Consider the following 15,183-nt stretch of genomic DNA (forward strand, 5'->3'; position numbering starts at 1 on the left):
CCGCCGTCGTTGCCGTGACCGCCGTCGTTGCCATGACCTCCATCGCTGCCGCGACCGCCGTTGTTACCATGATCACCGTCGTTGCCATGACCGCCATCGTTGCCGTGACCACCGTCGTTGCCATGACCGCCGTCGTTGCCGTGACCGCCGTCGTTGCCGTGACCGCCGTCGTTGCCGTGACCGCCGTCGTTGCCGTGACCGCCGTCGTTGCCGTGACCGCCGTCGTTGCCATGACCTCCATCGCTGCCGCGACCGCCGTTGTTACCATGATCACCGTCGTTGCCATGACCGCCGTCGTTGCCATGACCGCCATCGTTGCCATGACCTGATCCACTGCCCGTATTACCGCCGGAATTGCCCCCTGAACTTCCACCCGAACCGCTACCGGACGCACCGCTGCCGCTTCCACTCCCGCCACTACCTCCGGACCCACCGCTCCCACCGCTGGAACCTGATCCGCTACCTGCACCCGCGCCGCTACCGCCCGAACCGCTGCCGGATGCACCGCTGCCGCTTCCACTCCCTCCACCACTTCCGGAACCACCGCTTCCGCCACTGGAACCTGACCCACTACCTGCACCCGCGCCGCTACCGGACGCACCACTACCGCTTCCACTACCTCCGGCGCCACCGCTTCCACCACTGGAACCTGACCCGCTGCCCGCTCCCGCGCCGCTACCGCCCGAACCGCTACCGGACGCACCGCTCCCACTCCCTCCGCTACCTCCAGAACCACCGCTTCCGCCACTAGAACCTGACCCGCTACCCGCTCCCGCGCCGCTACCGCTCGAACCGCTACCGGACGCACCGCTTCCACTCCCTCCCGCACCACCGCTTCCACCATTTGAACCCGATCCAGAACCCGCTCCCGCGCCGCTACCACTCGAACTACCGCCTGACGAACTGCTTCCGTGTCCACCGCTGCTACCAGATCCCGTCCCGCCGCTGCTACCCGACCCTGCACCGCCAGCGCCGGCGTTACCGTTCGAGGTGCCCGAGCCACCTGTACCCGAACCGCTGCCCGAACTACCCGTACTGCTTCCACCGCTTCCGTTCGCCCCGGCACCGCCGCTACCTGCACCACTACCCGAACCACTACCGGAACCACTACCGGAACCACTACCGGAACCACTACCGGAACCACTACTTGAGGTACCGCCCGAAGAGCTACCCGAAGAGCCTCCCGAAGTTCCACCTCCACTTCCCTTGCCTTTGCTACCTGATCCCGTACCGCCGCCCGAAGTCCCGCTCGACGAATCATCACCGTGTCCCTCGGAGGCAATGCCGGAGTTAGACCCGGTCGCTGCCCCGACGGCGAAACCCGACTCCTGCGAGCTGGATGTATCGGACTCCATGCCATAGTCACCGTTCACGGATCCACAATTGCCCGCCATCAGCTTGTGGTGGCTGTCGTAACAAGGCAGCAACGGCGCTGCCGAAAGCGGCGGGCTTCCGGCTTGCGCATTGGCCATTGGCGGAATCGCGCTGGCGATAACAATGCAGCTCACTCTAAGCGCAGTTTTCAGATTCTTTTTATAAGTAGTACTCATATTTCCCCCGGATTTAAACGCGTTTTTATTCCGCATTCCCCGTCAATCAGGGACGCGATGTGATTCCAGAATGACAGTCTGGAAAAAGCGTTCTGTGCGCTGTGCCACGCGAGTGGGGGGAGATGGTTCGAAAGGGTGTGAGAGAGCGCAGAGAACGTTTGCGCACAACGGAAAAACCGTTATGGAAAACCCGACATCCTGATCGAAAACCCTGATACAAGCCTTGTTTTATAGGGGGTTTTTCAGTTCTGAGCCGGTCACGCATCGACATCGACGACCATGCTTTCGTCGTGGCGGCCACGTCGTCTTGCAGATAGAGTGAGGAGTTAGCGACACAACCGGAAACCCATGCGCGAATCACAACGACGGGTGTCGAAACACCGGCGTGATTGCCGAAAAGATAAAACGAAGGATGGTAAAGCGCGGGGTAAAGAGATGACTGCTGCCACGATACATCTATCGGCTGGCAGCGGTCATGTAATCAACTGCATAGATCTTTTCAACAGCCGGCCAAGCACGTCGCGGGTGCCGGATTAAACAAGCCAAGCGCGTTATGCGGCTTCAAATGCTCCGCACACGTCTGCTTGCGTCCGCTCGCCACATCCAAGCATCAAGCGGTCGCGACTACTCGCCTGTCACTGCCGCTGTTCCTTGACGCGCGAGACCAGTTGCGTCGGGCTGACGAACTGCAGCGCGATCAATACCCATACCAGCGTGATCGCCATGTAGATCATCGCCATTGCATCGATGGATTGAGGCGCGCGCACGCCCGTCGAAAAGACCGCGTAATACAGCGCGACCACCAGCGTCTGCGTAGTCGGTCCCGCGGTGAAGAACGTCAGTTCGAACATGCCGATCGTGCGAACGAGCACCAGCAAGCCCGCGGCCAGCATGCCCGGCATCAGCAGCGGCAGCAGCACATAGCGGAAGTACTTCGCCGTGTTAGCCCCGAAGATACGTGCGGCTGCTTCAAGATTCGGATCGATCTGTTCAATGAACGGCGTCATCACAAGAATGACGAACGGCAGCGCGGGCACCAGGTTCGCAAGGATCACGCCGCTCAACGTCCCGGCAAGACCGACCTTGTACATGACGGTTGCCATCGGAATGCCGTAGGTGACGGGCGGCACCATCAGCGGCAGCAGGAACACGAGCATCGCAAAACGCTTGCCGCGAAATTGCACGCGGGCAAGCGCGTAAGCCGCCGGCACGCCCAGCGCAATCGACAGGATCACCACCGCGCCAACCACCTCGATCGTTACCCACAACACGCTCGCGAGCTGGAAGTCGCTCCATGCCTGCGCGTACCAGTGCAGCGTGAACCCGGGCGGCAAGAGCGTGCCGAACCAGCGTGTCGCAACCGAGTTGACGGCAACGGTCGCAATCAGCAACAGGACGTTGAACAGGAAGAACGCCATCGCGCCCCAGACGAATATCTTCCAGAGCCGGTCCCCGAGACTGACACGCGGTTTCATCGGCTTGGCCGGTTGTGCGCCGTCGTTGCGGCTGTTGCGAGGAGCCGAGGCATGAGTGGAAGCCGTCCAGGCAGGTGCATGATTATCGGTCGCCATCAGCCTTTACCTCCGGTCACCGGACCTGTGTAGAAGAAGCGGCGCGCGCTCAGCATGCCTGCAACCACCAGCAACTGTACAAAGCCCATCACCATCGCGATCGCGGAGGCGAGCGAATAATCGTAGCTTTCGAAGGCGGCTTCGGCCGCGGCAATCGAGATCACACGCGTGGGTCCGGCAGGCGCGCCGAGCAGCACCGCCGACGGAAACACCGAGAACGCCTGCACGAACGACAGACACGCGGCCATGGTCAGCCCAGGCATCAGCAGCGGCAGGTAGATCTGCCGAAACTGTTCCCACGGGCTCGCACCCAGGGTTGCCGCAGCACGCGCCAGCGTCGGATCGATGCCGGTCACATACGAAAGCGTCAACAGAAAGGCGAACGGAAAGCCCGAAACGATCAACGATATCAACACGCCCCAGTAGTTATGCGTTAGACGGACTTCGTCGCTATATAAGTGCAGCCCGTGCACCGCCTGCGAGAACCAGCCGTTCGGGCCAAAGTAAGTCAGCATGCCATCAGCGATCAACACAGTGCCCAATGTCACGGGAATCACCAGCAGCGTGGTCACGAACTTCTGATACGGTGAATTCCGGCGCAAAGCGAATGCAACCGGAACCGACAAACCCACGTTGATGATCGTTGCCGGCACCGCAAGCTTCAAGGTGACGATGATGGTGGGCCACATCGCCGTATCGGTGAAAAAGGCGATGTAGTTGGCGAACGTGGAGCCGCCGTTCATCGGCTGGAACGACAGCACTAGGCCGTACACGAACGGATAAACAAACAGCGCGAGGATGAAGATCAGCGCGGGAGAAACCAGCCACGCCTTCGCGTCGCGGGGGACTGCGGAAGGGAGCGGAGAGGTCGGAACGGTTGGCGAGTTCATGGCGTTTCCCCGTCGTACACCAGCGTGCGCGATGGCGGAACCCGCAGGCAAATGGGTTCACCTACTGCCACATCACCCGTCACACGCGCCCACAGATTGCCGAACGCAGCCTTCACGCGGATCAGCGAATCGTGCCCCCCGTATTCCACCGTCAGCACCTCTGCATCAAACGCATTTTCAGCTCCAGACGCGGCGCGTTCCAGGTCTTCGGGACGCATGGCAACACTCACGCGCTTGCTGTCGAAACCGGCCATCGGCATGCCGATCAGCCGCACGCCGTCCGCGCTCACGGCAACCCCTTCACCCTGCATGCCCTCGAGCGTAAATTGAGCCACGTTCCGATACCCCATGAAGCGCGCGACATGCAGATTGCCGGGCCGTTCATAGATTTCTTTCGGCGACGCAACCTGCTGCACGGTGCCCTCACGCATCACGACAATGCGGTCGGCCATCGAGAGCGCTTCGTCCTGATCGTGGGTCACGTAGATCGTCGCGCGTCCGAGCTGGCTGTGAATGCGCCGGATCTCGGCGCGCATTTCAATGCGCAGCTTGGTATCCAGGTTCGACAACGGTTCGTCCATCAGCACGAGCGCCGGTTCGATCACAATCGCCCGGGCGATGGCAACCCGCTGCTGCTGCCCACCGGATAACTGCCCCGGCAGCTTCTTCTCCTGGCCGACGAGCTGCACCATCTGCAACGCTTCATACGCGCGACGGGCAGCTTCGCTCTTGGCCACGCCGCGCATCTTCAGGCCGAAGCCGACGTTGTCGAGCACGGACATATGCGGAAACAGCGCGTAGTTCTGGAACACCATGCCGAAGCCGCGTTTTTCCGGCGGCAGGACATCAATACGCTGGTCGTCAAGCCAGATCCGTCCGCCGGTCAGCGGTTGCAAACCGGCGATGCAATTGAGCGCCGTCGACTTGCCGCATCCGGACGGCCCCAGCAACGCGATGAATTCGCCGCGCTGGATGTTCAAGGCGAGACCACGGAGCGCCGCGACCGCCTGACCTTCGGCGTTCATGAAATTGCGGCTGACCGAATCAAGACGCAACTCATCAAACTGATGCTTCATGGCAGGTTCCTGAGACTAAGAACAACGCCGTGCGACGGGCTTGACGCAATCATCAAGCCGCCGCACGGCCGTTAAAACACGCACTCGTTACTTCGGCATCCAAATTACTTCGACTTCTGCGAGCCGATCTCGCGGTCCCACTTCTGGAATGCGGCGACCATCGCAGCAGCGCTGAGCGGCACCACATGCGGACGGTCGGCAAGCAGCTTCGCGTATTCCGGCCGGCCGTACTTCTTGATGACCTCCTGGCTCTTCGCCGGGGCCTGGTCGATAGTCACGCCCTTCACTGCCGGACCCGGATAGAAATAACCGTCGTCGAAGGTCATGGCCTGCTGCGCGGGTTCAAGCAGGAAGTTCATCATCTTGTAGATGACGTCGAGCTTTTCTTTCGGCACGCCGTTCGGGATCACCATGTAATGGGCGTCGTTGACCCACGTCATGTTGTCGAAGGCCTGGACCTTGTATTCCGCCGGCACGAGGCCGAGCGCGCGCGGGTTGATGTCCCAGCCGGTCACGGTCACCGTCATGTCGCGCGAGCCTTCGCCGAGTTCCTTCATCACCGCCGACGTACCGCCCGGGTAATACGGAATGCAGTCGTTCAGTTGCTTGAGGAACGCCCAGGTCTTGTCCCAGCCGTTGATTGGATCCTGCGGATTCTTGTCGCCGAGCACATACGGCAGGCCCATCAGGAACGTGCGGCCAGGACCGGAATTAGCGGGGCGTGCATAGATCAGCTTGTCCGGATGCGCCTTGCACCATGCGAGCAATTGCTCCGGCGTTTTCGGCGGATCGGTCACCTTGGCGGGGTTGTATTCGATCAGCGGACCCGCCGGCATATAGGTCACTTCAATCCCGTAGCCTTGCGCCAGATCCTGCATCTTGCGCGGGCCGGGCGCGTATTTATCGAGTACGCCGGGGAACGCCGCGGCTTGATCCGGCAGCAGCTTCATCCAGAGCTTTTGTTCGATACCTGCGGCAAGCGCGTCCGTGCCGGTCAGCACGAGGTCGATATCCGAGCGGCCGGCTGCCTGCATCGCCTTGATCTTGCCGGGCAACTGCGGCGCGGGTGCGTTGGTGAACGTGATGTTGGAGACGAGTTGCGGGTACTTCTCCTTGAAGGCCTCGAACGCCTTCTGGGTCAGTTGCAGATTCCCCGCAACGTCCACGATGTTGATCGCCACCGGGTCCGCCGCGTACGCGGCAGATGCGGTAACCATAGACACCGCGGTGACCGCCGCCACGGCGCTCAACGCCATGCGCAGCACCCCCAGCTTCGCCGACAAACGGCCGGACAGAATCATTTCGTCTCCTCGCTCTTTGTATGGATTTTATTGCGGATCGATTAAGGCCGATGCCGGCCGCGCGACACAAATGGACCGCAGCAAAGTCAGTTTCGCGGCGCATTTATCGATGTATGTTGTCGTATGAGAACATAACCGTGAAGACGCGCGCTTTCTATCACCGTAAACCCCTAATCGCGATGACTTCGATGTCTCTGGAAAGGTCGGATAAATCTCATCTTTAGCTTTACGGGTGGCCGTTCCCACGATTTGAACCAGAGCCGAACCAGATCGGCCGAAAGCAGCGCGGCATCGGACATCGGCGTAAATATAATCTCTCTTGTTGTACGACAACCTATCTTTTAAGCGCACAACGGGGCACCGCGTTGAGTAACACGGGAAGGACGATTAAAGACGATTATTGCCCGAAAAAGCCGCTCCCCGGCACGCGAAGCGCCGGGCAAGCTATGCAGGGATCAATCTCAATGACTTGCCGAGGCCGGCTGCATCGGTACGCTGGCGGGCGCGTTGGCAGCCTGCGTCTCAGGCGTACTCTCCTGCTCGCTACCGCGTTCGCTACGAGACGCTGCGACCGAGAACGAAAACGTGTTGACGCCCCCGGCGCTGGTCGCGGACACCTTGCCGCCATGCATTTCCGCGGTCGCCTTGACGATCGCCAGGCCGAGTCCATGGTTCTCGCGGCTGTTGGTCCGCGAGACCTCGGCGCGATAAAACCGGTCGAACAGATGGTCAAGCACGGCGCGCTCGATGGGCTCGCCGGGATTGGCCACCGCCACGCGCACCTGATCGTCTTCGCGGGTGATCGAAACCTTGATGGTCGATCCAGGCGTGCAATGCTGGATCGCGTTCATCAGGAGGTTGATGCACGCGCGGCCGAACAGCGACTTGTTCACCCGCACGAGCGCGTCGCCGGTGGCAACCGCGCGCACGTGCGCCTCCTCGAGCGGAATCTCCAGGAACTCCAGCGTATGCGCGACTTCCGCGGCAAGCGATGCATCGACAAGCCCCGTCGCCCGTTCGCCCTGGTCGGCTCGCGCGAGAAACAGCATGTCGTTGATGATCGCCCGCATGCGCTCGAACTCTTCCAGGTTCGACTGCAGCGTGTGACGCAGGTCGTCGACGGAACGGTTGCGGGTCAGCGCCACCTCGGTCTGCCCGATCAGGATGGTGACAGGTGTACGCAACTCGTGCGCGACATCGGCATTGAACGATTCAAGCCGCCCGTATGCGCCATCGAGGCGCTCAAGCGCCCCGTTGAATGAATTGGCAAGATCATTGAGTTCCAGCGGCAGCGAGCGCGTGTTCAGCCGCTGCGAGCGATTGTTCGGGCTCACCGCCGACGCGTCCCGGGTCAGCCGTGTGAGCGGCGCAAGCCCGATACGGGTGACCGAGTAACTCAGCAGCAGCACCCCGAGACTGCCCAGGGCGGACAGGGCGGCCAGCGCAAAGCCGAAGGCGCGCATGGTCCGGGCGTTGGCCGAATAACCGGCCGCGACCTGCAGCATCACGGCCGGCCGCTGGCCATAAGCGGGAAGCGTAACCGTATTGGTCAGCATGTCGTTTTCGCTGCCCGGGCCGGTTCGCACCCGTTCGTAGCCACCCGACCAGCGGTCCATGACCTGCCCGGTGACCGGCTTGCCGAAGTGGTAGGACGAATCGGCGCTCCACACCGAATACAGCGTGACGCCGTCGCGCGGCGTCATGTCGGTGAGCTTTTCGCGCGCCATCTTCCACTTTTCAGGCGTGACCGCGTGATAGACGATGATCCGCGCGATCTGCGTGCGATCGTCGAGCGACTCCCGCAAATGCAGTTCGAGCTGCGTGCGCAACACCAGGAAAAGCCCGGTTCCGACCAGCGTGAAGACGAACAGCGCGACGGCCGCGAACATGAAAGCCAGACGCCGGGCGATGGATCGATTCATGATGTTCCCGCTTCTTCGCGGACCTCCAGCACATAGCCCATGCCGCGCACCGTGTGCAGTAATTTGGTCGGGAATGGGCCGTCCAGCTTGGCCCGCAAGCGCTTGATCGCGGTTTCCACCACATTGGTATGGCTGTCGAAATTGACGTCCCAGACCAGTTCGGTGATCGCCGTCTTCGACAGGATATCCCCCTGGCGGCGCGCCAGCACGCTCAGCAACTGGAATTCCTTGGCCGTCAGGTCCAGCCGCACACCGTCGCGGGTCGCGCGCCGGCCGATCAGGTCGACGTACAGGTCGCCCAGCGAGATCAGCGTCGACTCCTGCACGCGGGTGCGGCGCGCCAGTGCGTGCAGCCGCTCGACCAGTTCCAGGAAGGAGAACGGCTTGGTCAGGTAGTCGTCGGCGCCTTCGCGCAAACCCCGTACCCGGTCGTTGATCTGGTCGCGGGCGGTCAGCATGATGACGGGGGTCGCCTTGTGCGCGCGCAGCGACTTCAGCACGCTGAAGCCGTCGCGTTTGGGCAGCATTACGTCGAGCACGATCACGTCGTAGTCGAATTCGATCGCGAGATGCGTGCCTTCCTCGCCGTCAAGGGCTACGTCGACTATCCAGCCCTGCTCCGTCAACCCGGAGCGCAGGTAGTCAACCACCTTGTGTTCGTCTTCCACGATGAGCAGTTTCATGCGCGCCTTCTTGTGTACGTCTTCCCATTATAGAAAAACGCTGTGTCTCCCCCTGCGGCGAGCGGTGAAACCCGGTCTCCACAACCCGGGCCAGCGGCACCCGGGCGAGTTCACGTCATCGCACGTCAATCAGTTTGACGGGTTGGCTGCCGCCGTTTTCTCCAGTTCTGCCGCATTGTTGACGTCCCAGCCGCCCCCCAGCGCCTTCACCAGCGACACCGACAGGTTCCATTGCTGACCATGAATCTGCACATCCTGACGCTCGCTCGTGAGCAGCGACTGCTGGGCGGTGATCACATCGAGGAAAGCGACCAGGCCGCCCGAATAACGATCGTTGGCAAGCGCGAGCAAATGCTGTGCGTCGTTCACGGCCTCTTGCGACTCTTTCGACGCTGCATCGAGCACCGACAACCCGGTCACGCCGTCCTGCACCTGCTGGAACGCGTCAAGCACCGTCTGGCGATAGTTCGCCTCGGCCGCCTGGTAGCCCGCGCTCGCAAAGTCGACGTTGGCGGCGCGCCGGCCGCCATCGAAGACGACTTGCGAGAGCGTCGCGCCAAGCGTCCACATCAGCGTGGGCGCGCTCAGCAGGCTGGCGAACTGCGTGCTTTCCCAGCCGATGCCCGGCGTCAGCGAAAGGCTCGGGAAAAACGCGGCCTTCGCCACGCCGATCTGCGCATTCGCCGCGGCCATCGCGCGTTCAGCCGACGCAATGTCGGGACGCCGCTGCAGCAAGTCACTCGGCAGCCCGAGCGGAATTGCGGGCACGGTGGTGTCGATCACCTTCGGCGCAATGGCGAATTGCGGCGCCGGAACACCGATCAACGCAGCAATCGCATGCTCGAACTGGGCGCGCTGGTTGAGCAGCAAGCGCGCCTGGACCCGCGTGGAGTCGAGTTCGGATTTCTGCTGCAGCACGTCAAGCCCGGACACCGAACCGAGGTCATGCTCCGCGGTCACGTAATCCAGCGCCTTCTGCTGCAGGACGACTGACCGGTTCAGCACGTCGATCTCGGCATCGAGTTCGCGCATCGAAAAGTAATCGGTCGCGAGATCGGTGGTCAGCACGAGCCGCGCGTTGGCGAGATCGTCGCGCGATTGTTCGGCGGACGCTGTTGCTCCCTCGACTTCGCGGCGAATCCGGCCGAACAGGTCGGTGTCGTAGTTGATGGTCGGACCGACACTGAGATTGTTCTGCACTGTCGACTGGGTCGGCGTGGAGTAGCTGGTCAGCGGCCGGCTCTTCGAAATCCGGAAACGCGAGCCGCTGGCTCCGAGATCGACCTCCGGAACTTGCTGCGCCTTGTTGTTCGCCAGCGTCGCACGCGCCTGCGCGTAATGCGCGCTCGCGGCAGCGAGCGTCTGGTTCTGCGCGAGCGCCTGCTGTTCGAAGCCATTCAACGACTCATCGCCGAAACGGGTCCACCATTCCGGCGCGAGCGGCGCATGCGACGGCTCGGCGACACGCCAGTACGAGTCGGTATGCCACGCGGGCGGTGCATCGGCGTGAGGCTGCTTGTAGTCCGGCCCGACCGTGCAGGCGGACAGCAGAACCGCTCCGGATGCCACCACGGTCGTGCTGGCCAACACGGTCTTGAGGGCATTGAGCCGTGCCGGCAGAATCGGCCACTGGCGCGCGCGCTTCACGACGTCCCCTTCTTGGCGGCCTGTTGCGGTGCAATCAGGACATGGTCGCCGTCCGCAATGGAATCGCTCGGATTGATGATGATCTTGTCGGTTGCTTCAATGCCGCTTTCAATTTCCAGCGACTGCCCCAGGTCCTGTGCAATCACGATCTTGCGCAGGTTCACCTTGCCGTCCTGGTCAACCACTGCAAGCCGCGGCCCTTCGGAGCGGAACAGCAGCGTATTGCCCGGCACCAGCAATGGCGCCCGCACGCTAGCGGGCAAAGCCACCTGCACGTACGCACCCGGGCGCAGCTTGTTGTCCGGATTGGGCAGGCGCACTTCGATCTGCAGCGAACGGGTGGGAACATCGATTGCGCCGGAGATATGAGCGATCGAGCCGTGGAACTGCTGGCCCGGCAACTCCGCCTGCGTGACGACGACGTCCTGCCCTTGCGTCACGTTCTGTGCATAAGCCTGCGGAAGCTGCACGTAGACTCTCAGCGGGTCCGACTGCGCCAGCGCGAAGAGTGCGCGGCTCGCGCCGCTGCCGGCATCGATCAAATCGCCCACATCCACGTTGCGCTGCGTCACCACGCCCGTGAACGGCGCGACGATACGCTTGAACGATTCGAGCTGCTTCAGGCGCTGCACGTTGGCGTCGGCGGCGGCAAGATTCGCGACGTCCTGGGTATACGTGCTCTGGCGTTCATCGAGCTCTTGCTGCGAAACCGCATCGCGTTGACGCAATTGCTGCCAGCGCTCGTACGAACTCTTCGCGAGCACGAGGCTGGACGCGGTCTGCTCGCGTTGCGCCACCGCCTGCTTCAGTTCCTGATCGATCTCCGGCGTATCGAGATCCGCGAGCAACTGGCCTTGCTTGACCCGTGTGCCAATATCCGCATACCAGTGCAGCAGATAACCCGTAGCGCGTGCGTAGATAGGCGACTCCACGTAGCCGCGCAACGTGCCCGGCAGCAAGGTGTTGCCGCCGCCCACGGCCTGCTTGGGCAAGACGACATTCACGTACACCTTCGCATTTTGCTGCGAGGTCGCGGCCACCGAATGGCTTTGCATCACGTCCGACACCACCGTGCGTCCGGCGCCCAGCACGAGCAGGACCAGCACCACGATGATGGCGATCTTCGCGCGCTTCCATTCCCGGCCGCGAGGCGGCAACGCGTGCCCGTCCTCGGTGTCCCTTGCAGGAATCGCCAGCGAAGCATGAGTTTTTTCAGTCATATCAGTCAGCCATATTTAACTTGGAGCATGCTCGCCGGTGCCATGGCCCGGGCCATCGTGGCCTGGGTTGCCACCTGAATGGCCGCCGCCATGGTCGTCCCCGTCACCCGCTGAACGATCACGCCGCCGCGCCAGCCGGCTGTGAATACCCGCAAACACGAGCGGCACGAAAAAGAGTGTGGATACAGTAGCAAACAGCAATCCGCCGATCACCGCACGGCCCAGCGGCGCGTTTTGTTCCGAGCCCTCGCCAAAGCCGAGCGCCATCGGAATCATGCCGATGATCATGGCGAAGGCCGTCATCAGCACCGGCCGGATACGGCTCGCGCCGGCTTCGAGCGCAGCGGTCAGCGGCGGTGCGCCGGCTTGCAGCCGCTGGCGTGCGAAGGCGACCATCAAGATACTGTTCGCGGTCGCGACGCCCATGGTCATGATGGCGCCGGTCAGCGCCGGAACGCTCAAGTGCGTGCCGGTGAGGAACAGCATCCAGACAATACCGGCAAGCGCCGCCGGCAGCGCGCTGACAATGATCAGCGGGTCGACCCACGACTGGAAATTCACCACGATCAGCAGGTACACCAGCACGATCGCCATCGCCACGCCGACACCCAGGCCGAAGAACGACGAGCGCATGGTCGCGACCTGGCCGCGCACGACGATCTGGCTGCCGCGCGGCAGGGTTGCGCGGGCCTGGTTCACGAGTTTGTCGACCTCCGTCGCAATGCTGCCGAGGTCGCGTCCTTCGACGCTCACGAACACGTCGATGACCGGACGGATGTTGTAGTGCGTGACCACGGCGAACTGGCTTTTCGGCGTGACCTGCACAAGATTGCCGAGCAGTTGCGTGGGCCCGGTGGCGCTGCCGGAAACGGGTGTGCGCAGCAACTCGTCAATCGATGAAACCTGGTACTGCGGTGTCTGCACAGCGACAGAATATTCAACGCCGTTCTTGTTGTTGAACCAGAAACCCGGCGATGTCTGCGAGCTGCCCGACAGTGAAATCAGCACATTCTGCGCGACGTTGTTCGCGGTCAGGTTGAGCTGCTGGAGCCGGGTGCGATCCATCTGAAGATTGAGCGTGGGTTCGTCGAGCTTCTGCTGAATGTGCGTGTCCACCGTGCCGGGAATCTGGCGGATCGACTTCATCAGCCTCGCCGCGACGTCGAAATTACCTTGCTGGTCGGCTCCGGAAATCTGCACGTCGATGGCCGCCGGCAGACCGAAGTTCAGGATCTGCGTCACGATGTCCGCAGGCTGGAAGAAAAATTCAACTCCCGGAAAACGCTGCGGCAGCACGGCGCGCAACTTGTCCACGAAGTTCGCCGTAGGATCGTGGTCGGGCTTCAGCGCCACCTGGATCTCGCCGTCGAGCGTGCCGATCGTGCCCGCGTTGCTGTACGACAGGTTGATGCCGCTATACGGCAAGCCGAGGTTATCGAGGATCGTGTTGAGTTGAGCCGCCGGCACGATCTGCCGCACCACCTCTTCGACATGGTCCGCCAACCGCGCGGTTTCCTCGATCCGCGTGCCGGTCGGCGCACGCATATGCAGGCGGATGTCGCCCGCGTCGACTGTCGGGAAGAAGTCCTCGCCAAGCACGAACACGAGGCACACCGACAGCACGCAAAAGCCGAGAAACGCCGATGCGAACATCCGGCGCCGCACGAGCAGCGTACTCAGGATCACGATGTAGGTAGCGCGCATGCGCTCGAAGCCGGCATCGAAACGGTGATACAAACGCATGAACAGATTCGGCTTCGATCCGTTCTTCGGCTTGTGCGCGTGGCCCATCAGCAGCATGGCGAGTGTAGGCACCAGCGTACGCGACAGGATGTAGGACGCGAGCATGGCGAACACCACGGCTTCGGCGAGCGGCACGAAGAGGAATTTCGCCACGCCGGTCAGGAAGAACATCGGCACGAACACAATACAGATACACAGCGTGGAGACCAGAGCGGGAACTGCAATTTCGCCGGCCCCTTCAAGGATTGCCTCGTGCAGGTCCGTGCCCATGTGCAAGTGCCGCTCGATGTTCTCGATGGTCACCGTTGCATCGTCCACCAGGATACCCACCGCAAGCGCTAGCCCGCCCAGCGTCATGATGTTGATGGTCTGGCCGAGCGCATGCAGCACAAGCAAGGACGAGAGGATCGACAGCGGAATGGAGACCGCGATGATGCAGGTGCTGCGCCAGTTGCCGAGGAACAGCAGGATCATCGCGGCCGTCAGTGCGGCGGCGATCAGCGCTTCGCGAATCACGCCCTGCACTGCCGCCTTGACGAACACGGACTGATCGAAAAGCGGCGTGATTTTCAGATCCTGCGGCAGCGACGCCCGGGCATTCGGTAACAGCGCATAGAGCGAATCGACAATGGACAGCGTCGACGCGCTGCCGTTTTTAAGCACCGAAATCAGCACACCGCGATGTCCGTCCTGGCGCACGATATTCGTCTGCGGAGAGAAGCCATCGCGCACATGGGCCACCTCCTTCAGGTAGGTGGTCGCGCCGTTCAACGTGCGTACCGGAATGTCGTTCAGCGCGTCGATGGTGGCCGGCGAGCCATTCATGTTGATCGTATATTCCTTCATCCCGATCTTGGCCGTGCCGGTGGGCAGGATCAGGTTCTGCGCGTTGAAGGCGCTGACCACGTCAGACGGCGTCAGGCCTTTCGCCAGCAGTGCGCGTGTATCCAGATCGACTGAAATCAGGCGGCTTTTACCGCCATAGGGATAAGGCACGGCCGCGCCGGGAATGGTCACCAGTTGCGGTCGCAGGAAGTTCAGCGCGGTGTCGTTCAGATTCTGCTCGGACAGCGTGGGACTGGACAATCCCAACTGGATCACCGGGATACTGGAGGCCGAATAGCTGATCACAAGCGGCGGCGTGGCGCCTGGCGGCATTTGCTTCAGCTGCGCCTGCTCGACCGCTACCGTCTGCGCAATGGCGGTCTGGATGTTCGCGGTGGGTTGCAGGAATATCTTCAGGATCGCGATGCCGGGCAACGACTGCGACTCAATGTGCTCGATGTCGTTGACGGTCGTGGTGAGACTGCGCTCGTTGACTTGCGTGATGCGGTCGGCCATGTCCTCGGCTGACAGGCCCGTGTAATTCCAGATAATGCTGACGACAGGAATGTTGATATCCGGCAGGACGTCGACCGGCGTTGTCAGGAGCGCAAACGGCGTCGCCAACAGGATCAGGATGGCCATCACGATAAACGTGTAAGGCCGCTTCAGCGCAACGTTGACGATCCACATTGAGGCGCGCTCGAAAAAAGCAGGAATGAAAATGAACCGCTGGGATGCAACGACACCGTTCAGGC

Annotated in this window: 9 protein-coding genes and 1 pseudogene; all 10 read right to left on the reverse strand. The window is 62.1% G+C overall.

The features are described 5' to 3' along the window. Positions 1-1,261, reverse strand: a pseudogene (locus tag ABH944_RS28710) (hypothetical protein); the annotation flags it as partial. 924 nt (positions 1,262-2,185) lie between these two features. Further along, complete coding sequence (locus ABH944_RS28715; RefSeq protein ID WP_404610654.1) at positions 2,186-3,121, reverse strand: ABC transporter permease; 936 nt, start codon at positions 3,119-3,121, stop codon at positions 2,186-2,188. Beyond that, a complete protein-coding gene (locus tag ABH944_RS28720; protein WP_404610655.1) occupies positions 3,121-4,011 on the reverse strand; it encodes an ABC transporter permease in 891 nt (296 codons plus the stop codon). Before ABH944_RS28720 ends, ABH944_RS28715 begins: the two co-directional genes overlap by 1 nt. Next, positions 4,008-5,087 carry an ABC transporter ATP-binding protein gene (locus tag ABH944_RS28725; RefSeq protein ID WP_404610656.1) on the reverse strand — a complete coding sequence of 360 codons (1,080 nt, stop codon included), beginning with the start codon at positions 5,085-5,087 and terminating at the stop codon, positions 4,008-4,010. Before ABH944_RS28725 ends, ABH944_RS28720 begins: the two co-directional genes overlap by 4 nt. 104 nt (positions 5,088-5,191) lie before the next feature. Further along, entirely contained in the window at positions 5,192-6,343 is a 1,152-nt protein-coding gene (locus ABH944_RS28730) for an extracellular solute-binding protein (RefSeq protein WP_404610792.1), read from the reverse strand. Between the two features lie 506 nt (positions 6,344-6,849). Then, the gene (locus ABH944_RS28735) at positions 6,850-8,310 is read right to left on the reverse strand and encodes a heavy metal sensor histidine kinase (RefSeq protein ID WP_404610657.1); all 1,461 of its coding nucleotides are present in this window, start codon (positions 8,308-8,310) and stop codon (positions 6,850-6,852) included. After that, a complete protein-coding gene (locus ABH944_RS28740; RefSeq protein WP_031363551.1) occupies positions 8,307-8,993 on the reverse strand; it encodes a heavy metal response regulator transcription factor in 687 nt (228 codons plus the stop codon). The genes ABH944_RS28735 and ABH944_RS28740 overlap by 4 nt, the downstream gene beginning before the upstream one ends. Positions 8,994-9,122: 129 nt before the next feature. Beyond that, positions 9,123-10,583, reverse strand: a complete 1,461-nt coding sequence (locus ABH944_RS28745) for an efflux transporter outer membrane subunit (RefSeq protein ID WP_404610793.1) — start codon at positions 10,581-10,583, stop codon at positions 9,123-9,125. Positions 10,584-10,636: 53 nt separating this feature from the next. Beyond that, the gene (locus ABH944_RS28750; RefSeq protein ID WP_404610658.1) at positions 10,637-11,860 is read right to left on the reverse strand and encodes an efflux RND transporter periplasmic adaptor subunit; all 1,224 of its coding nucleotides are present in this window, start codon (positions 11,858-11,860) and stop codon (positions 10,637-10,639) included. A gap of 15 nt (positions 11,861-11,875) precedes the next feature. Beyond that, a complete protein-coding gene (locus tag ABH944_RS28755; protein WP_404610659.1) occupies positions 11,876-15,118 on the reverse strand; it encodes an efflux RND transporter permease subunit in 3,243 nt (1,080 codons plus the stop codon). Between the last annotated feature and the right edge of the window lie 65 nt (positions 15,119-15,183).

Source organism: Caballeronia udeis, from assembly GCF_044909315.1.
In the GTDB taxonomy this organism is placed as follows: Bacteria; Pseudomonadota; Gammaproteobacteria; order Burkholderiales; family Burkholderiaceae; genus Caballeronia; species Caballeronia udeis_A.

Coding starts and splice junctions, on each gene's coding strand:
- ABH944_RS28715 (WP_404610654.1), bottom strand. CDS start 3,121: ATGGCGACCGATAATCATGCACCTGCCTGGACGGCTTCCACTCATGCC.
- ABH944_RS28720 (WP_404610655.1), bottom strand. CDS start 4,011: ATGAACTCGCCAACCGTTCCGACCTCTCCGCTCCCTTCCGCAGTCCCC.
- ABH944_RS28725 (WP_404610656.1), bottom strand. CDS start 5,087: ATGAAGCATCAGTTTGATGAGTTGCGTCTTGATTCGGTCAGCCGCAAT.
- ABH944_RS28730 (WP_404610792.1), bottom strand. CDS start 6,343: ATGGCGTTGAGCGCCGTGGCGGCGGTCACCGCGGTGTCTATGGTTACC.
- ABH944_RS28735 (WP_404610657.1), bottom strand. CDS start 8,310: ATGAATCGATCCATCGCCCGGCGTCTGGCTTTCATGTTCGCGGCCGTC.
- ABH944_RS28740 (WP_031363551.1), bottom strand. CDS start 8,993: ATGAAACTGCTCATCGTGGAAGACGAACACAAGGTGGTTGACTACCTG.
- ABH944_RS28750 (WP_404610658.1), bottom strand. CDS start 11,860: ATGACTGAAAAAACTCATGCTTCGCTGGCGATTCCTGCAAGGGACACC.
- ABH944_RS28755 (WP_404610659.1), bottom strand. CDS start 15,118: ATGTGGATCGTCAACGTTGCGCTGAAGCGGCCTTACACGTTTATCGTG.